We start from the raw sequence: 19036 nt of genomic DNA on the forward strand, positions 1-19036 counted from the left end.
TAATTTAATTACCAAATATAGAGTATGGCTGGAAACCAGTATGTCCGGTTCATCCGTCTTCGGTCTTCCCTGCCTACCGCAGGCAGGCGTCCCGTATAAAGAATAACAAAGGATTACCGACAAAGAAGCATATATCCACAATAAACAATCACAGTTTCAAATACCTGAACATAGATGACCCAAAAAATAATTAAATATATCTGGATGGTTTTTGCAGCGGGACTCTTGGGTTTCGTTTTGTTTGTCTGGGCTGTAAGCGGAAATTTCCTTGGACTTTTCGGCGAATTGCCTGATTTCAAAGAACTGGAAAACCCCCAAAGTGAATTGGCTTCGGAATTGTATTCTGCAGATGGTGTTTTGCTAGGTAATTATTTCAGAGAAAACAGAAGCCCTGTCACCTACAAGGACCTATCTGCCAACCTTGTCAATGCGCTCATTGCCACGGAAGATGTGAGGTTTGAAGACCATTCTGGAATCGATTTCCAAAGTATGGCAAGGGTACTTTTCAAGTCTATTATCCTGCAACAGGGAACAGGCGGAGGAAGTACACTCAGTCAGCAGACTGCCAAAAATCTATTTAAAACCCGTAATCTTGAATCCCAGGGAATATTGAGCAGCATCCCCGGACTGAGGATGCTCATCATCAAAACCAAAGAATGGATCGTCGCCGCCAAGTTGGAGAAATCCTACACCAAAGAAGAAATCCTGACTTTGTACCTCAATACCTCGGAGTTTGGGAGCAATGCCTATGGCATAAAAACCGCCGCGAAGACATTTTTCAACAAAGAACCTATAGACCTTGATATCCAGGAATCGGCCACTTTGGTGGGCCTGTTCAAAGCACCTTCTTACTACAGTCCGGTCTTTAATCCGGACAATTCTTTGAGAAGAAGGAATACAGTGTTGGGACAGATGGAAAAATATGATTTCCTCACTGAGGCCGAATTTGATTCCATCTCCCAAATCCCGATCGAGCTTGATTATAGAGTCGGTAATCAAAATCAAGGATTGGCGACATATTTCAGGGAAGTGATCAAGGCCGACCTGATCAAATGGTCCAAAGAAAATCTCAAATCAGACGGTACACCTTATGATTTATTTGGTGATGGATTGAGGATCTATACCACCCTTGATAGCCGTATGCAAAGGTATGCCGAAGAGTCTGTCGATGAACACATGCGTGAGCTTCAGAAGAAATTTGAAAAAGAAATAGGTACCCGTGCCCCATGGATCGATAGCAATGGACAGGTCATTCCTGATTTCCTAGAGACTGCTGTCAAGCGTACCGATGCGTACAGGAATCTGGTCAAGCGATATGGAAACGGCGCTGATTCGGTGGTGATCAAATTGAATGAGAAGAAAAGAATGAGGGTTTTCTCGTGGGATATGGGGGAATTGGATACCCTAATGAGTACGATGGACTCCTTGAGGCACTACAAAAAGCACCTGCAGACAGGTTTTGTATCCATGGATCCGCACACAGGCCATATCAAGGCATGGGTAGGCGGCATCAACCACAAGCACTTCAAATTTGACCACGTGAAGCAGAGCAAAAGACAGCCCGGATCTACTTTCAAGGCCTTTGTCTATGCCGCTGCCATTGAAAACGGATATAGCCCTTGTTATTCAGTCATTGACCAACCTGTCGAAATAAATACCCCCGGCCAACCCGCCTGGAGTCCTAAAAATGCAGACGGGAAATTCACCTATGACAAAATGACGATACGTCTTGCCATGGCACAGTCTATCAACTCCATCACGGCGTTTATGATGAAGAAGCTGGGACCAAAAGTGGTCGTTGAAACTGCCCACCGACTGGGTATCACTTCTGATTTGGAAGAAGTCCCCGCACTTTCCTTGGGTACTTCCGATGTGTCGGTCTATGAAATGGTAGGTGCCATGGGCACTTTTGTCAACAAAGGGGAGCATATCGTTCCTTTCTACATCGACAGAATCGAAGATAAAAATGGTAACCTGTTGCAGCAATTTACCCCGAAGAAAAAACCTGCCATGAGCGAAGAGCACGCTTACCTGATGGTGTACATGCTTCGTGGCGGTTTTGAAGAATCAAGAGGAACCTCTCAGGGTGTATCTTGGACACTGAGGGATGAGGGCAATCAGTTGGCAGGAAAAACCGGTACAACCCAAAATGCCTCTGACGGTTGGTACATCGGGATGAGCAAAGACCTCGTGTCCGGTTCATGGGTAGGAGGAGATGACAGGGCAATCCACTTCAGAAGTTGGATCAGCGGTCAGGGTGCTCAGACAGCAAGGCCAATTTGGGTCAAGTACATGGCCAAAGTATACGCCGACCAATCATTGGGCTATACCAAAGGACCATTCCCAAGACCTGACAGACCTCTTAGCATAGAGATCGATTGTGACAAATACGAATTGGAAAATAGCCGATTTACAGACTTCGATTACGATCAAAAGAAGAATGATTTTTAGTCCATAGTCCACGGTCGACAGTCCACAGTGGGCAGTTTTCAGTGATCAGTATTCAGTGGTCAGATATCAGTTGGCAGTTTTCAGTGATCAGTTTTCAGTAATCTGAACTTCAAGCCAGATATTCATTGGTGATGTGGTTGTGCATGTTGATTTAAATTGGTTGGTTTAAAAATGTCCGACTCCAAAGGAGTCGCATATTTATAGACAAACGGATGATTTATAAACAAACAACCCAGTAGGGGTTGAATCATTAAACCAAATTTAATGGCATAGTCCTTTGTAAATTGAAAACAAAGATTATTCAGTAGGCATGTACTCTTTCTTGCCTCGAACAACATATAACTCGGATTGAAGTTCAATTGCAGTGGCTGTGGACTATGGACTGTGGTCTATCGACTTTAATCCTTAAAGAAAAACCCCCAAGAAATTGAAAACAGCCTGTAACGGGGCTGTTTTTTTTATATTTGCACCCATGCAGGCATCCTCCTACCTCGTTGAAGACCACCATTCCCTTCCGGATCTGCCGGGAGTGTACAAGTATTTCAATGCCGAAAATGAACTCATCTATGTAGGCAAGGCAAAGAGCCTGAAGAAAAGAGTGGCTAGCTATTTTGTCAAAACCCTCGGCATCAATTACAAAACCAAAAGGATGGTGAAGGAAATCCGCAAGATCGAAATCACCATCGTAGACACCGAGTTTGATGCTTTGCTGCTGGAAAATAACCTGATCAAAAAGATCCAGCCCAAGTACAACATCATGCTCAAGGATGACAAGACGTATCCTTACCTCCTGCTGACCAATGAACCTTTTCCCCGCTTATTTCCCACACGTAGGATGATCACCGGAAGGGGAACGTACTTCGGACCTTTTGCCAGTGTCAAGGGGATGAACAATGTCCTCGAACTGATCCGCAGCATCTTTACCATCCGTACCTGCCGCCTCGACCTGAGTCCGCCCAAGATCAAAGAGAAGAAGTACAAAGTCTGCCTTGAATACCATATTGGCAATTGCCTTGGTCCCTGCGAAGGCTTGCAGAACGAGCAGGATTATTACAAAGAGATCGAACAGGCCAAGCATATCCTCAAAGGAAATCTGGGTGTGCCCAAGATCCACTTCAAAAAGAAAATGCAGGAAGCTGCCGAAAGCCTGGCTTTTGAGCGGGCGCACTATTTTAAAAACAAACTCGAACTTCTCGAAAAATACCAAGCCAAATCCATGGTCGCCAATCCGGCCATCCATGACCTCGATGTCTTTGGGATAGAGTCGGATGAGAAATCTGCCTATGTCAACTTCCTCAAAATCAAAAACGGCGCTGTCATCCTCACCAAAACCGTCGAACTCAAAAAGAAACTTGATGAAACGGAGGGGGAACTTCTTCTGACGGCCATCATCCGCCTACGGGATCAATTCAACTCCGAGTCACTGGAAATCATCGCCAATATTCCCCTCGAAGAGGAGTTTGAAGGACTGAACTTTGCCGTCCCAAAAATCGGGGACAAAAAGAAACTCGTCGAACTCTCCCTCAAAAACGCCAAGTACTACAAAAAGGAAAAGCTGCTTGCCTCGGGTGAAGTGCAGGACAAGAAAAACCGCGTACTCCGGCAGCTGCAATCGGACCTTTCTCTCAAGGAACTGCCCATCCACATCGAGTGCTTTGACAACTCCAATATCCAAGGCACCAATCCCGTGGCAAGCATGGTCTGCTTTATCAACGGTAAGCCGGCGAACAAAGAATACAGGCACTTCCATATCAAGACCGTCACCGGTGCAAACGACTTTGCGAGTATGAAAGAAATCGTGGGCAGACGGTATGAGCGCATCCTCGAAGAGGCAAAGCCCCTTCCCAACCTGATCGTCGTCGATGGCGGCAAGGGACAGCTGTCTTCCGCTGTGGAAGCCCTCAAGGAAATCGGCATCTATGGTCAGGTACCGATCATCGGCATCGCCAAAAGGCTTGAAGAAATCTACTTTCCGGATGACAACTACCCGCTGCATATCGACAAAAAATCCGAATCCCTGCGTCTGATCCAAAAGATCCGGGACGAGGCACACCGCTTTGCGATCACCTTCCACCGTCAGGTCCGCAGCAAAAACGCCTTCAACACCAAGCTGACCGACATCGAAGGCATCGGCGAGAACACCGCCAACAAACTATTGAAGCACTTCCGTTCCTTCAAAAAAATCCAGGAAGCCAATATCGACGCCCTTGCCGAAGTGGTAGGCAAAGACAAAGCCGAGAAGGTTTATTTGGCGGTGAGGCCGGAGGGGGATCAAATTGATGAGAGGGAGTCAAGCTCCACAGGTGACCAGTAGTTATTTAGTTTTCTTCGATTAACGCATCAACTTCGACTTTTAATTAAGGAAGATGATTTGTTAGAATTGACCAAATATTCTCATCGGAAACATTGTCATAAGCATGAATAACCTGATTTCTTAATCCAATAATTGCTTTTGCATTACTGATTTTCTCAGTAAAAGAATTGTTTCGAGTAATTATTCTGTTAACAGCTTCGCCAATAATCTCAAGATTTCTTTCGACAGCTCTTTTGAGCATTACATTATCCCTGTACTTGAAAAAATCTTTTTCTTCTTCTGGAAAAAAGCTATCAATTTCGTCGATACAGAGTTTAATATCATAAAGCCATTTAAGAATTCTCTCATCCATAAATAAGGGCTTTAGATTTATTAATGGAGTTGATTAAGATTGGGTTTTTTAGAGTTTGCTCTTCTACTAAGTCAACTTCACGTCCAAATAATTTCTCCAATCTTTCCTTGAAATCCATATAGTTGTCAAAATACTTTGATAATTCAATGGGTTTAAATTTTACAAGAAAATCAATATCACTTTCTTTATTGAAGCTAGAATTTAGTGCTGAACCAAATAAGTACATCTTTTCCACATTGTACATGGAACAAAGTTTTTTTAAGTCTTCTATATTTCGGTCAACAATTCCCATGAGGCAAATTTAGGCATAAAATGTACAATTTTTTGTGATGACAAAATAAACACCGGCGACCTAAGACTTCTTTTCAAACACCTCCCGCCGTCAGGTCCCCAGGTATCGTGGAAACTCAATAATCCAAACGCAATTCAACCACTACCGGCAAATGATCTGATAAGATTTGGGTAGTGTCAGTGCTAATGACATTTGCTTTAGTTACTTTATCAACCAAATTTTTTGATGCAAAAATATAATCCAGTCGTCTTTGATCCCCATGTTCGCCTTCTTTTTCAATCAATGTTGGAAAGCTTCCTGTAAAAGCATAGGAAGAGCCACGCATCTTGGCATCAAGATCAGTGAATCCAAAATCCATAACTTCCTGGATCACTGAATAATCCAGATTACCCTGATTTAGGTTTACATCTTTGTTCTTTTTGTCCATTTCATCGAAAAAAGGTTCCAGCCTTCCATGTGCATAAAATTCCGAATCAAGTGGAGAGAGGTTATTGAAATCGCCGGCAAGGATTACTCCGGCATTTGAAGGAAGTCCTTCAACATCCTTAAGGATTTGATCTATTTCGTTTTTTCTGATTTCCCAGTTGCTGGGGTGCAAATGAATAACATAATAATATATGTCCTGTATCTTCACCCGCAGTAAGCCATGATGGAAGGCTTCCTTGATTCTGTATATATCTTCTATGGGATATCGGGAAGTAATACCGGTTGGAAATCCATCCTCTTTCAACAAGACCGAGTAGGCATGCCCATAACTTTTGGCATCTTCAGCTAACTTTTGATGGGTATATTCATTAAGTTCCTGAAGTGATACAATATCAGGTTGTTGCCCTTTCATCCATGCAGTCCATGCCTTTTTTCTTTCCGGTACTTCAGTAAATCCATACCAGACATTGTAGCTGATAATTTTCAAATTATCGGATTTTTGATTTTCGTTTTTCCTCTCTGAATTACACGAATAGATAAAAAAAGTACATAGTACGATAATGGCTGCTGTGCTAATCTTTATAGATTGATTCATGATTGAAGTAATTTTTTTGACTTGTTTTTTTAGGAATGTCAGCAATGCTTCCTGTTGCTCCATTTATTAGAATTGGTTTCATTTTCTATAAATGCTCCCCAAGGATTGTAGACCAACAATACTTGTTTTCTTTTTTCAAATACCTAAAAATACCCAATTATGTCAAAATATTCCATCCACTGATCATACAAAAAACATCGAAGACCTTGCCGATTCGTCGGCAAAGACAAAGCCGAGAAGGTGTTTTTGGCGGTGAGGTCGGAGGGGGGTCAGGATGAGGAGAGTGGAGAAAGCTTTCTATAGGAGAAAAACTGTTATGCTCAGGGCTTTATTGTTGTTTGTTTTTTGCGTTTCTTGAGGTGAGGCAATGTCTTTTACGTGAGGTTTTGAGTCTATGAATTGCTAACAATTGTACTTTTTTTAATCACTTTTTCAATAAAATTGACCTTTAAATCATTTTCTTTTTTGTAATCAGGAAAACAGCTTTTACAATTTCTGAAATTGAGAATCTCGAGGAAACTCATATCAAAATCTTTTTTATCTAAAAATTCTTTAATGCAGATTTGAATAATTACTTCATTAATTGGCTTTATATACTTCTCGTCAATTTCCCTTAATATTTTTTTTACTTCATAATCATCAACATTAGTAGGATTATATTGTATTGGATCTTTTGTATGAATTAAAAAAAATTTATTCTTGAAATATTTAATTACCCTATTCTTTTTTTCATCTTCAAAGTAATCTTTTGCGTCCTTTAATATTGTTTCTATATTTTCTTTTAGTTCATTTAGTGTAGAATTTTCAAATTCTTCAATCCCAGAGTTGCTTAAACTTATTTGCTCAAAATCAGAAAGGTCTAGATTCAAAAATTTATATTTTGCGTTAAAATTTTTGATGCATTCTTCAATAAAGATATTTCTGTCATTGTGGAATAAATTTTTATTATCAAATGCCCAACTTCTTAAAGCCTCTGTGAGTTTATTTTCTTTTATTTTCCATGGAATATAAATGTTATCAAATTTTGATAATAGGTGTTTACAATCAGGTGTTTTATGAAAAGCTGGATTAGACTCGTATATATAAGACTTTGAGTCTTTCCAAACAACATAGTTATTCGCAATAAACTTTTGTGGATCCTTAGAGAAGAGAAAGAAAGCTGTTATATTTTCAATGTTTCTTTCACTCATAAAAAAATACTTCTGTCTAAAATGTTTTTTAACTGGATCACCAATAACTTTCCCATCAATATTTCTTAAAACAGAAAAAATTTTTTTCTTTGATATATATATCATAAGAAAATTTAAGTTTAGGGGATAATTTAAAGCTAAGAGCAATATCTTAATTACATTTGATTTAATCTACTCAAATCTCGCTTGTCTCAATTAAATTCCCTCGATTTCCCGAACACTTAGACTTACTTCTATTAGTTCTAAATCCAATATAGACGTCACCCTGATTTTATATGAAGGTAATTTTCAATTCATTCTGTGCCGGAGTAGTCCTCAAAGACAAAGGCAAGAAGGTTTATTTTGCCTTAAGGACGGATGAAGATCAGAGTAAGTAGGGAGAGTGAAAATCGCTGTCAGGAGAATATCTTTTGATCTATATTGAAATTGTAAGGGTTTGGAGTGTAATTGAGTACCGTCATCCATTGCCATTTTCAAAGTTGGCCACCTACACCTTTAAACTTCTCGACAAAAGCGGCAATCTTTTGAAAAACACTTTGTTTTTTTGTCAAATACTGAGGATTTAAAGGGCTCATTTTGGGTAAAATTGTATTGAGCTCTGTTCCGTTTTCACTTGCAAATTCACGCTTTAAAGAAGCCGCAATATATCGCTTTGCTTCTGCCTCATTTAAATTCTCATTGGATATTAATTCTGAAGCTTCAGCTTTCTGTTTGCCTTGGGCATATCCGAAAAATGAATCTATAATAGTCGCTTTATCTTGAATGTTATCAAGGTCTGTTTCATTAATAAAGTCAACTATCAAACTTTCTTTTGCTCTATTGCCAATACTGGCCTTAATAATTCGACGAACTTCGTCTACTAATGAAACTTTATCCTTTGTCTTTTTATTTTGCTCAAATATCAGTTCAAGAATATAATCAAGGTTTATTTCTTGTGATTTAAGTAGGTCTATTTCAAATACTACATCATCCCAATCAACTTTTGATTCTTCTGATTCTTTACCAATTTTCTCACGTCTAAACCAATCACGAATATCATTATAAGTTGATCTATAATCCTGAATGATCCGTTCTGGTAGCAACTCTATCTTTTGCATTGCTTTTATATCTTCATCTGTCACAAAATGATCCTCTTTAAATGCTTCTACAGCTTCAGGGTCATTTAAGTCGATTGCTTCAAGTGCTTTGAGATGGGTAAATTCATCGTAATTCTGAAGTATATTTTCAACACGCAGGTATTCCCCAAACAGCTTTGTGAACTCTTTTTTATCTTTTTCCTTTACGATTTCATCTGGATTTGGGAATTTTTGATTCAACTCTTTTACAACTTCAATATAACCTCTGCGGGCTTCTCCTGTGGCAATGTCCGTAAACCCTTCTAAATATTCTTTGTAACTCTTTTCTAATACCACATTTTTAGTGTTACTATCTCCAAATATAGTAATGGCATCAATAGTAGCTTTTTCTAAATCCCTAAAAGTAATGATGTTACCAAAGGTTTTTGTGGCATCATAAATTCTATTGGTACGTGAAAAAGCTTGAATTAAACCGTGATAACGTAGATTCTTATCAACAAACAGCGTGTTAAGAGTGGGTGCATCAAAACCTGTTAAGAACATACCAACAACGATAATTAGGTCAATTTCTTTATTCTTTACTCGTTTGGCAAGGTCACGATAGTAATTCTGAAACTCTTTACTTTCAACACCATAACTTGTTTTGAACATGGTGTTATAGTCATTGATTGCTTTGGTTAAAAACTCTTTTGAACTGCTGTCCATAGCAGAGAGTTCAAAGGTTTCATCAATTATTTCCCCTATGGCATTTTGTTCTTCGTTGGCTGCAAAGGAGAAGATTGTTGCAATTTTTAGAGGCTTATCGCTCTCACTTTGTAAACGGTTTAATTCCTCATAATAACATTTGGCAGCATCGACACTACTTACTGCAAACATGGCGTTAAAGCCTTTGGTACTCCCTTGATTTCTATGGGTTTTTACTCTGAAATTCTGTAAGATGTATTGAGAAATTTCTTTTATACGGGCAGGATGAAGTAAAGCTGTTTTGTTTTCTGCTCCACTTAACTTTTTCACATCTTGTTCTGTTTCAATTCCCTTAAACTTAGGGCGAACATTATTATAGTCTACTTTGAACTTCAGGACTTTTTCATCCCTAATAGCATCAGTTATTACATAGGAGTGCAATTCCCTACCAAATACGCTTGCAGTGGTTTCGGAACCTAAAGCGTTTTGGGGAAAGATAGGAGTACCGGTAAACCCAAATTGATAGTATTTTTTAAATTTTTTCCTGAGGCTTTTTTGAGCTTCACCAAATTGGGAGCGATGCGCTTCATCAAAAATGAATATTACTTGTTTTTGATAGATTGCTAGGTCATTCTCACTTTTCATGAGGTTATTCAGTTTCTGAATAGTCGTGACAATAATCTTATTATCGTCTTTTTCTATGTTTCTTTTTAAGCCTGCTGTATTATCTGAACCATTAACACTATCCGGAGAGAACCGTTGATATTCTTTCATAGTTTGAAAATCAAGGTCTTTGCGATCTACTACAAAGAGTACTTTATCTATGAAATCAAGTTGTGTAGCCAATCTCGCAGCTTTAAAACTGGTAAGGGTCTTACCTGAACCTGTGGTGTGCCAAATATAACCTCCTCCCTCTGTGCAAGACCATTTTTTTGATTGATACGAGCTTTCAATTTTCCATAAGATCCTTTCAGTAGCAGCAATTTGATAAGGTCTCATGATAAGCAGCGTGTCACTTGTATCAAAAACAGAATATGTGAGTAATACTTTTAAAAGTGTTTGCTTCTGAAAAAATGTGGCAGTAAAATCCTTCAGGTCTTTAATTATAGTATTGTCAGCCTTAGCCCAATTCATGGTAAAATCAAAGCTGTTTTTATTTCGCTCAACTGTGTTGGCAAAGTAACGGCTGTCAGTGCCATTTGATATGACAAAAATCTGTACGTATTTAAAGAGTGAATTACCGGTATTTAAACTCTCTTTGGTGTAGCGATGTATTTGATTAAACGCTTCCCGAATAGCAACTCCACGTTTTTTCAGCTCTACTTGTACCAAAGGTAAGCCATTGACCAAGATGGTTACGTCATAACGATTTCCATGCGTTCCTCTTTGTTCAAATTGAGAAATTACTTGCACTTTATTACGTGCAATATTCTTCTTATCTACTAAGTAGATGTTTTGGATATGCCCATCGTCAAAAACGAAATCGTAGATATAATTGTCATGTATTTTCCTTGTTTTCTCAACAAGATTGTCACTTGGTTTATCTAAATACTCCTCCACATAACGAGCCCATTCACTATCAGAAAACTCCATTTGATTAAGTGCTTGAAGCTGTATTCTTGCGTTTACAAGCATTTCTCGGACAGAAATAAGGTTAGATGGATTTTCATAACCTTGATTTATTAAGTCTTGGATAAATTCGCGCTCTAAGGCAAACTCCGTCTGATAAACAGCAGAAGGTTCATTCACCATTGAGTACTTGGTGAATTTATCCAGTACAATGAAGCTATTTGATTCTGCTATGGTTTTATATTGCGACATTTCCTTCAGGTGTGCTTGTGTTTATAGTTGGTTTGAAACCGTACATTCTTTTGATTTCATTTACTAGAAAGCCCAATACTCTCTTGTCATTTTCTTCTACAATTGAAATCTCTTCACCATTGTGTCTTGAATGACTTGAAAGGTTTATTATTCTTCTGTAGTATGCTTCACGTGATTCTTGGGGCAAAAGGTCTTCCCATTTATTATATCCCAAAAAAGTGGAAGTCTTTTCTAATAGGTTCCGAAGAAAATTGAAATGAAACTTCTTTATCTCACCTGTAGGCTGTATTGCTTTTTCCAATTCCGACAATAGAAACAGGTGATATGAGAATGGTGAATCACTTTCTAATTCTTTCATTGAAAAAGTGCCGTCATTAAGCTTTTCTAAAAGCCATTTCTTATTCCTCCTAACCCTATTAAATTCATTGAAAAGTACATTGTAGAATAATGGATTATGTGTAGTGATTATGAATTTCAAATCAGAAGTGCTTGACTTTATTAATTCTGAGATATTCACAGCCAATTCAATTAGATGTGTATCATCTAAAGAGCTAACTGGGTCATCAATAAAAATATATTTAAGATTGTTGTATTGGGGGGTTTCCCGGCTTTCTTGGTCAACAATGTTTAAAACACTTACAACTTGCTCCATTAAACTGAAAAAAACACTCCAAATAAAACAGCTTTCTTCTCCTTTAGAGATTTTTACATATTCAGTATCACCTTCATTACCTCTCTCAAATGAAAACCTTACCTCAGTAAAATCCTCATTGAATTGCGGAGTTAATCTGTCATTTGTTAATTGCTGGAAATTCTCAATAATATTTCTGTCTTGACCTTGTTCTCTAAGTACCCAATCAGTAAAACTGTTCGGCTGTATCTTCAACTTTCTATCAGAGTCAGACTCCAAATCATTATCCCAATAAAACAAATCTTCTGTAAAGGCATTATAGTAAAGAATTTTAATCCCTGATTCTTCTTGCTGGTCTACGTCAAGTTCTTTTGGGGCTATTAACTCTTTAAATTGACGTGATAACCGAGTTTTTCCTGAGCCGTTAAATGCATAAATTAGCTGTAATTTTTTATCAGCATCTTTTAGTATATGAGCTATTTCAATTAAGGATTGTCCCATATTATGATTCATTATTATTCTTAGGAAATGCTATTAACATATCACGGTAGTATTCGTATTGCTTTTGTCTTAGTTTAATTTCTTTGGGAAGTCCTTCACTTAGTGAAGAAGTTAGTGCATCAAATTTATCTAAGAATGAAACAATTCGTTCCTGTTCCTCTCTTGGCAGAACTGGAATTATTGCCTTGCCCACTCCCCTCGCGTTAATTGCGGAAATTTTTCCCGAAGATATATGACTCCGTATTTGGTCATGGAATTGTTTAGTACGAGTAAAGTAAGCTACATATTTAGGATTTAAATGACTTCTGAAAGAAAAACAAGCATCATGTATAACGACACCTTCATCTCCTAACCAAGCAGTACCCATTCCAATATCCTCAATTGTCTCCCCGGCAGCCACAATAATAACATCACCCTTTTCTGCAACTCTTAAGTTCCTCTTTTCAACAAGTTCTTGACTTAAAAAAGATTTGGATTTATTTGCCCAAATACCATAATGAGTGTACATCTCACCATAATGAATGCATGGGATACCTTCTGAAATCATATCTGTTTTAACAAATCGTTTCCCTCTTTGGAATTCTCCAATTTCACTTAATGATTTCCACTCAACTGCATTTCTCTTAATATTCAAGAACTGATTGTGATAGCGACTAAACTGTTCCTTACTTAACTCAAGCTCATTTATAACTGTATCAATACCTGCACGAAGAGATTCTACCCTCTGCACAGTCTTTAAAATCTCTTCATTTAATTTATCTATATCAACCTTTTCAATTTGATTTTTAGGTGCGACATATGAGCTAACGGATAAATTGTAATCGTTTTCGGCAATGATAGAATTGTCGATAGTCTTAGCCACGAACTCAACATTTTTTTTACTGTCGAAAATTCCCATAATCTTCTCAATGTGTTTGTCTTCCAACACATTGTTATTAGTTACTTTTTTAAAGAAATCTTCGCCATTAGCATCTATAAACTGCGTTTTATTTTCTGTTTTATGCTTTGAAAGAACAAGAATTGTTACTGCAATGGGAGTTCCATAGAATAAGTTTGGTGCGAGGGAGATAATGGTCTCAACAAAATTATTTTCAACTAAATATTTTCTGATTTTCTGTTCTGCACCACCTCGGTAAAAGATACCTGGGAAACAAACAATAGCTGCTCTTCCTTTACTGGATAGATAACTTAGAGCATGTAAAACAAAGGCAAAATCTGCTTTAGATTTCGGAGCCAATACTCCGGCAGGTGCAAAACGGTCATCATTAATCAGCGTTGGGTCATCGTCACCTTTCCATTTTATGGAGTAAGGCGGATTAGAAACAATTGCATCAAATGGTTTTTCATCACCATAACGTGGGTCGGTTAGTGTATTGCCAAGGGCAATATTAAACTTATCGTAGTTGATGTTGTGCAAAAACATGTTCATACGAGCAAGGTTGTAAGTTGTGTGGTTTACTTCCTGCCCATAGAAGCCTTCTTCAATAATATGCTTCTCGAAATGGTCTTTAGCTTGTAAAAGGAGTGATCCTGAACCAACTGCTGGGTCATATATTTTATTAACGGTTGTTTGCCCATGCATTGCCAATTGAGCAATGAGTTTCGATACATGCGTTGGTGTAAAAAATTCACCCCCTGATTTACCTGCGTTTTGGGCATAATTAGAAATTAAAAATTCATAGGCATCGCCAAAGAGGTCAATTTTCTTATCTTCAAATTTTCCAAAATTCAGTTCTTCAACACCTTTCAAAACTTTAGCCAATCTGTCATTTTTGCTTTCAACAGTATTACCTAATCGTGTACTTGTTGTGTCAAAGTCGGCAAACAATCCTTTTATATCAGGTTCAGATGGATAACCATTTGCAGAACTTTCAATAGCGTCAAAAATGGCTTTTAAGTCTGTGTTAAGATTTGGATTAGTATTGGCTGTTTTGGCAACATTTACAAAAAGTTGACTTGGATAGATAAAATACCCTTTTGTTTTAATTGCATCATCTTTTATTTCGGGAGTTATTACATCATCTAATAATAATGTATAGTCAACGCTTTCATCACCACCTTCGATATAATTGGTAAAGTTTTCACTAATGAAGCGATAGAAAAGTGCACCTAAAACAAACTGCTTGAAATCCCAACCATCTACAGAGCCACGCACTTCGTTGGCTATTTTCCATATTTTATTACGCAATTCTATTTTTTGTTCGATGCTTGTCATTTTTTATCTTTTAATAAGTCTTTTGTTTTTACTCTTAGTATCAAATACCCTTGTTTACATCCCATAATTCGGTCAATTATCAAAAATATTGCTTTTAATTTTCATTCCTACCATAAGACCAATTATTGATTTTAGGGGTTTAGGATCAAATTCATAAAGGATAGAGGGTTCTTCATTACATACCGCAGTATAAAAAAAACCTACTTCAGTACCCTCGGAAGGTACTCGTCATACTTCCGAGAGTACTCATGTATTTCCAAAGAATACACAGGTAACAAATAAGAATACCTGCCTAATGATTTAGAATACTCAGGTATTCCCAAAGAATACCCATTGAATCAAAAAGACTTTCTGTGTATTAAAATTCAATACCTGTGTAGTAAAAAAGAATTCACGTGTATTAAAATAGTATTCACCTGTATTAAAAAAGACTCGAGGTGTATTCAAAATCAATAGACGGATAATGAAAATGACTTCACGTGTATTAATATAGAATACCTGTGAAGTAAAAAAGATTCAAAATGTAGTAAATGAGAATCCCCGACTAGCATCGGAGTGTACCTGAGTACCTTCCGAAGGTCTGCGTCAAACTTCGGAAAGTAGCCATCATACTTCCCTGAGTATTCGGGGATATAAAAAATAGCCTTTGAATCAAAAAGGGGGAAAAAGCTATTAATTTCTACTGAACATTGATACCGCCATCAATTACCTGTGTCGTTCCAGCTTTTTTATATTTCCACAATCATTTTCCCTTTGTTTTTTCCATCAAACAAATCAATAAATGCCTGAGGAATATTATCGAAGCCTTTCACAAGGGTCTCGCTGAAGGTGATTTTGTCGTCTTTTAGCCATGCTGATAATTGTTTGATGGCAGCCGGAAATTTTTCCTTTAAATCACCAATAATAAATCCCCTCATGGTAGCACTTTTGGTGAGGATGATGGGTTGCAATCGCGGGCCCAGCTGAATCTCAGTTTCATTGTAGAGCGATATAGCACCACAAACAGGCAATCGGGCGTACTTATTTATGTTTGCTAAAACAGCGTCGGAAATCTCTCCACCGACATTATCAAAGTAGATATCTACCCCATTCGGGCAGGCAGTTTTGATAGCATCTTTTAAATTTTTTGCTGTTTTATAATTGATGGCATGATCGAAATTAAACTTTGATGTAAGTAGAGATACTTTTTCATCTGAACCGGTAAGGCCAACTACCCGGCAACCGTGCAATTTGCCAATTTGACCCACTACTGTCCCGACAGCCCCTCCTGCTCCGGAAACCACAAGGGTTTCGCCATTCTTAGGTAACCCTATTTCCATTAAGCCTAAATAAGCCGTAAGCCCTGTCATTCCTAATATTCCCAAATAGCTTGATAATTTAGCGTCAGCTTTATTCACCTTAATTAAGTTTTTACCATCAGAAATTTGATATTCCTTCCAAGCCAAGTTATTCGAAACAAAATCACCCTTTTTGAAATCGGCATGTTTACTTTCTATTACCTCGGCGATAATTCCCGATTGAATGGGTTTATTTAATTCAAATGCAGGGATATATGATTTAACAGCGTTCATTCTGCCTCGCAAATATGGATCGACCGAGACATAAACTGTTTTTAATAAGACCTCATTGTCTTTTGGTGCTGGCATTTCCTCGGTAATGATTTTAAAATCATCAAGCGTTGGTTTTCCATGCGGACGATTTTTCAAAAGGATAATTTTGTTCATAATTTTTAATTTTGTTGGACGGCTTTCTCTATTGGAACTTCTCCACTTAGAATTTCGAAAACTTGGTTCTGTTTAACGCCATCTTCCAAGGCTTCCACTAATGTTTTAGCCACATCCGCTCTTGAAATACTCCCCTGAATTTTCAGTTTCTCATTGAGTTGAATTTTGCCTGTACCTTCCTCGTCTGTCAAATGACCGGGTCTTACAATACTATAATTCATACCACTCGAACGCAGATGATCATCTGCATTTTGCTTTGCTCTCAAATAATCTTCAAGTTCGTCACTCACAGATGGATTATCTGCTCCCATGGAGCTCAACATGACAAACTTCTCAAGTCCTGCCTCCTTAGCAGCATCTATTAGTCTTTTTGCGCCCTCCTGATCCACACCTATTATATTTTTACCTTTTGATCCAGCCGCAAAAATTACTTTATCCGCATTTTTCATTAGGTGGTTTACATCTTCCTCCAAATCGGCAAGTACTGTAGATACACCTTGCTTTTCAAAATAATCTTTTTGATCCTGTTTTCTGACCATCGCTATAGGTTGATAGACTTCTGATCTTTTTAATAAATCGATGATGATTCTGCCTGTGGTTCCGTTGGCACCTGCCACTAATACATTTTTTCTTACTATTTGTAAGGCTTTCATATTTTTTAGTTTTAATATATTTTTAGATTATACATGCTGTTTATTTCTTAGAAATTCAATGAGATTATGTTTTGATGCAACTGCATGTTAAAATGGATCATTGAGCTCACTTACCCGAATGAGTTTTTTATTCACAAACTCCTGGATTCCCAATTCTGAAAGTTCACGGCCAAATCCCGAACGCTTGGTTCCGCCAAAAGGAAGGTCAGCCTGCGTCCAGGTAGGATGGTTGATAAATACCATTCCGACATCAATCTGATCGGCAATCCTTTTACCTCGCTCGATGTCTTGGGTAAAAACAGATGCCGCCAAACCAAAATCAGAGTCATTGGCCAGGTCGATGGCCGCCTGTTCGTCTTTCACCACATAGAAGGAGGCCACCGGACCAAATATTTCTTCTTGATAAGCAGCGATACCGGGTTTCAGGTCGGTGAGTATCGTCGGTTCCATAAAAGCACCATCGCGGTCTGGACGTTTTCCTCCCAATAAGATTGTAGCGCCTTGGTCAACGGAGCGTTTTACCTGATCAGCTACTTGAACCGCTCCTTCTTCACTGCTCAAAGGGCCCAATTCTGTATCGGGATCCATCGGGTCACCTACCTTCATTTTTGAGAGCGCGTCTTTAAATTTTTGGATAAATGTGTCTGCAATTGCTTCCACGGCGATAAACCGCTTGGAGGCGACACAGCATTGACCGTTGTTATTCATCCGGCCGACAACTGCCCATTCTACGGTTTTAGCCATATCGGCGTCTTCCAGGATAATAAAGACATCGTTTCCGCCAAGCTCCAAGACCACCTTTTTCAGATATTTCCCGGCTTCCATGGCAATGCTTGCTCCGGCTTCTTCACTTCCCGTCAAGGAAACTCCCTTGATTCTTTTGTCGGAAACAAGTGCAGATGCGCGTTTACCTGAGATAAAGAGATTGGTGTATAAGCCTTCGGGCGCTTCTGCTTCTGCAAAAAGTTCTTCAAGAGCGGCGGCACATTGTGGCACGATGGAGGCGTGCTTGAGCAGAATGGTATTGCCCACCATAATATTGGGAGCGACAAAGCGCGCTACCTGATAGAAGGGGAAATTCCAGGGCATCACGCCTAACAATACACCAATGGGACTGCTGCGTACGATGGCCGATCCAAATTCAGGATCGAGAACTTTATCTTCCAAAAAAGCTTCTCCATGATCAGCATAATAATCAAAAATATCTGCACTCAGGTCGATTTCACCTTCGGCCTGCGCCAGGAGTTTGCCCATTTCTAAGGTGATGGTTTTGGCAAGCTCAGATTTTTGGACCCGCATCAGTGTTGCGACTTTATGCAGCAAATCCGCGCGGTGCTGGTAATCGGTTTCTTTCCAGTTGGTAAAAGCTTCTTGGGCCTTGGCAACTTTACCTTCCACTGCCGTTTCTGTCATTTCTTCGAATGACTTTACTGTCTTGTTTGTATAAGGATTGGTTGTTTGAATGGACATGTTTAATTTTTTTTTTATTGAATAGAAAATATTCTTTCCTGTTTTGAAAGATTTTTAAAAGCGAACTTCCATTTCATGACTTGAAATAGAGGAACCATAATCGTCGAATAACTAAAAGCAAACGGTTTTAAACCTGTGTTTCATCCTAGCATGTTGTGAAATCCGATGATAGGAAATCGTAGCTTGTTTTGATCAAAAAATGTCATGTGAGAAATGGATAGTACCCAAATTAAAAAATAGCCAAGGCAAAAAAGGAAGAATAAATTAGCTCCCTTTTCCGGCTTGATTGAATTTATGCTTTCAATTAAGCAAGTTGTCCGCAGATCTCTGCGCATTTCTTACATGCTGCTGCACACTCTTTACAGCTGGCGTGGTGAGCTGCATGCTTGGCACATTCTACAGCGCAGGCATTACAAATCTCTGCACACAAAGCGTGAAGTCCACTTCCGTATGTAGAGCCTCTTGAATCAAACCTTGCACACAATGTGCAGATGTCTGCACAGTCACGGCAAATTGAAATACATTCCCAATTACCTTCTTTGATACAATCAGTGACACAGATTTCGCATGTCACCATACAGGCCAAACAAGCGTCAATACAACTTCTTAAGTTTTCCATTTTGTTGTGGTTTACATGATGA

13 protein-coding genes are annotated in these 19036 nt (G+C 38.5%); 2 read left to right on the forward strand and 11 right to left on the reverse strand.

The window, feature by feature from the left end; genetic code table 11:
- Positions 1-174: 174 nt before the first annotated feature.
- Both M3O96_RS05280 and uvrC read left to right on the forward strand, forming a co-directional pair.
- Positions 175-2451, forward strand: coding sequence for a penicillin-binding protein 1A (locus tag M3O96_RS05280; protein ID WP_249719256.1), 2277 nt, complete (start codon positions 175-177; stop codon positions 2449-2451).
- A gap of 472 nt (positions 2452-2923) precedes the next feature.
- Entirely contained in the window at positions 2924-4765 is a 1842-nt protein-coding gene (uvrC, locus tag M3O96_RS05285) for an excinuclease ABC subunit UvrC (protein ID WP_249719299.1), read from the forward strand.
- A 43-nt stretch (positions 4766-4808) separates the two neighbouring features.
- Here the strand turns inward: uvrC and M3O96_RS05290 are convergent, their stop codons facing one another.
- The 11 genes from M3O96_RS05290 to M3O96_RS05340 form a co-directional block, all read right to left on the reverse strand.
- A complete protein-coding gene (locus tag M3O96_RS05290) occupies positions 4809-5117 on the reverse strand; it encodes a HepT-like ribonuclease domain-containing protein (protein ID WP_249719257.1) in 309 nt (102 codons plus the stop codon).
- Entirely contained in the window at positions 5110-5409 is a 300-nt protein-coding gene (locus M3O96_RS05295; RefSeq protein WP_249719258.1) for a nucleotidyltransferase family protein, read from the reverse strand. Before M3O96_RS05295 ends, M3O96_RS05290 begins: the two co-directional genes overlap by 8 nt.
- A gap of 115 nt (positions 5410-5524) precedes the next feature.
- On the reverse strand, positions 5525-6430 hold the full coding sequence (locus M3O96_RS05300) for an endonuclease/exonuclease/phosphatase family protein (protein ID WP_249719259.1): 906 nt from the start codon (positions 6428-6430) through the stop codon (positions 5525-5527).
- Positions 6431-6822: 392 nt separating this feature from the next.
- A complete protein-coding gene (locus tag M3O96_RS05305) occupies positions 6823-7725 on the reverse strand; it encodes a hypothetical protein (RefSeq protein WP_249719260.1) in 903 nt (300 codons plus the stop codon).
- Between the two features lie 368 nt (positions 7726-8093).
- Positions 8094-11201: a type I restriction endonuclease subunit R gene (locus M3O96_RS05310; RefSeq protein WP_249719261.1), complete on the reverse strand. Its 3108-nt coding sequence runs from the start codon at positions 11199-11201 to the stop codon at positions 8094-8096.
- Entirely contained in the window at positions 11188-12333 is a 1146-nt protein-coding gene (locus M3O96_RS05315) for an AAA family ATPase (RefSeq protein ID WP_249719262.1), read from the reverse strand. The genes M3O96_RS05310 and M3O96_RS05315 overlap by 14 nt, the downstream gene beginning before the upstream one ends.
- A gap of 1 nt (position 12334) precedes the next feature.
- A complete protein-coding gene (locus M3O96_RS05320) occupies positions 12335-14548 on the reverse strand; it encodes a type I restriction-modification system subunit M (protein ID WP_249719263.1) in 2214 nt (737 codons plus the stop codon).
- Positions 14549-15276: 728 nt separating this feature from the next.
- A complete protein-coding gene (locus M3O96_RS05325) occupies positions 15277-16272 on the reverse strand; it encodes an NADP-dependent oxidoreductase (RefSeq protein ID WP_249719264.1) in 996 nt (331 codons plus the stop codon).
- A 5-nt stretch (positions 16273-16277) separates the two neighbouring features.
- Positions 16278-16925 carry an SDR family oxidoreductase gene (locus M3O96_RS05330; protein ID WP_249719265.1) on the reverse strand — a complete coding sequence of 216 codons (648 nt, stop codon included), beginning with the start codon at positions 16923-16925 and terminating at the stop codon, positions 16278-16280.
- An 87-nt stretch (positions 16926-17012) separates the two neighbouring features.
- The gene (locus tag M3O96_RS05335) at positions 17013-18395 is read right to left on the reverse strand and encodes an NAD-dependent succinate-semialdehyde dehydrogenase (protein ID WP_249719266.1); all 1383 of its coding nucleotides are present in this window, start codon (positions 18393-18395) and stop codon (positions 17013-17015) included.
- 304 nt (positions 18396-18699) lie between these two features.
- Positions 18700-19014, reverse strand: a complete 315-nt coding sequence (locus tag M3O96_RS05340; protein ID WP_502798899.1) for a four-helix bundle copper-binding protein — start codon at positions 19012-19014, stop codon at positions 18700-18702.
- Positions 19015-19036 lie beyond the last annotated feature (22 nt).

It is taken from the genome of Aquiflexum sp. TKW24L (assembly GCF_023502205.1).
In the GTDB taxonomy this organism is placed as follows: Bacteria; Bacteroidota; Bacteroidia; order Cytophagales; family Cyclobacteriaceae; genus Cognataquiflexum.

Excerpts from the sequence above, each read along its gene's own strand:
- M3O96_RS05335 (WP_249719266.1), bottom strand. The coding sequence starts at position 18,395 with ATGTCCATTCAAACAACCAATCCTTATACAAACAAGACAGTAAAGTCA.
- M3O96_RS05340 (WP_502798899.1), bottom strand. The coding sequence starts at position 19,014 with ATGGAAAACTTAAGAAGTTGTATTGACGCTTGTTTGGCCTGTATGGTG.
- M3O96_RS05280 (WP_249719256.1), top strand. The coding sequence starts at position 175 with ATGACCCAAAAAATAATTAAATATATCTGGATGGTTTTTGCAGCGGGA.
- M3O96_RS05320 (WP_249719263.1), bottom strand. The coding sequence starts at position 14,548 with ATGACAAGCATCGAACAAAAAATAGAATTGCGTAATAAAATATGGAAA.
- M3O96_RS05315 (WP_249719262.1), bottom strand. The coding sequence starts at position 12,333 with ATGGGACAATCCTTAATTGAAATAGCTCATATACTAAAAGATGCTGAT.
- M3O96_RS05330 (WP_249719265.1), bottom strand. The coding sequence starts at position 16,925 with ATGAAAGCCTTACAAATAGTAAGAAAAAATGTATTAGTGGCAGGTGCC.
- M3O96_RS05290 (WP_249719257.1), bottom strand. The coding sequence starts at position 5,117 with ATGGATGAGAGAATTCTTAAATGGCTTTATGATATTAAACTCTGTATC.
- M3O96_RS05305 (WP_249719260.1), bottom strand. The coding sequence starts at position 7,725 with ATGATATATATATCAAAGAAAAAAATTTTTTCTGTTTTAAGAAATATT.
- M3O96_RS05295 (WP_249719258.1), bottom strand. The coding sequence starts at position 5,409 with ATGGGAATTGTTGACCGAAATATAGAAGACTTAAAAAAACTTTGTTCC.
- M3O96_RS05325 (WP_249719264.1), bottom strand. The coding sequence starts at position 16,272 with ATGAACAAAATTATCCTTTTGAAAAATCGTCCGCATGGAAAACCAACG.
- M3O96_RS05300 (WP_249719259.1), bottom strand. The coding sequence starts at position 6,430 with ATGAATCAATCTATAAAGATTAGCACAGCAGCCATTATCGTACTATGT.
- uvrC (WP_249719299.1), top strand. The coding sequence starts at position 2,924 with ATGCAGGCATCCTCCTACCTCGTTGAAGACCACCATTCCCTTCCGGAT.
- M3O96_RS05310 (WP_249719261.1), bottom strand. The coding sequence starts at position 11,201 with ATGTCGCAATATAAAACCATAGCAGAATCAAATAGCTTCATTGTACTG.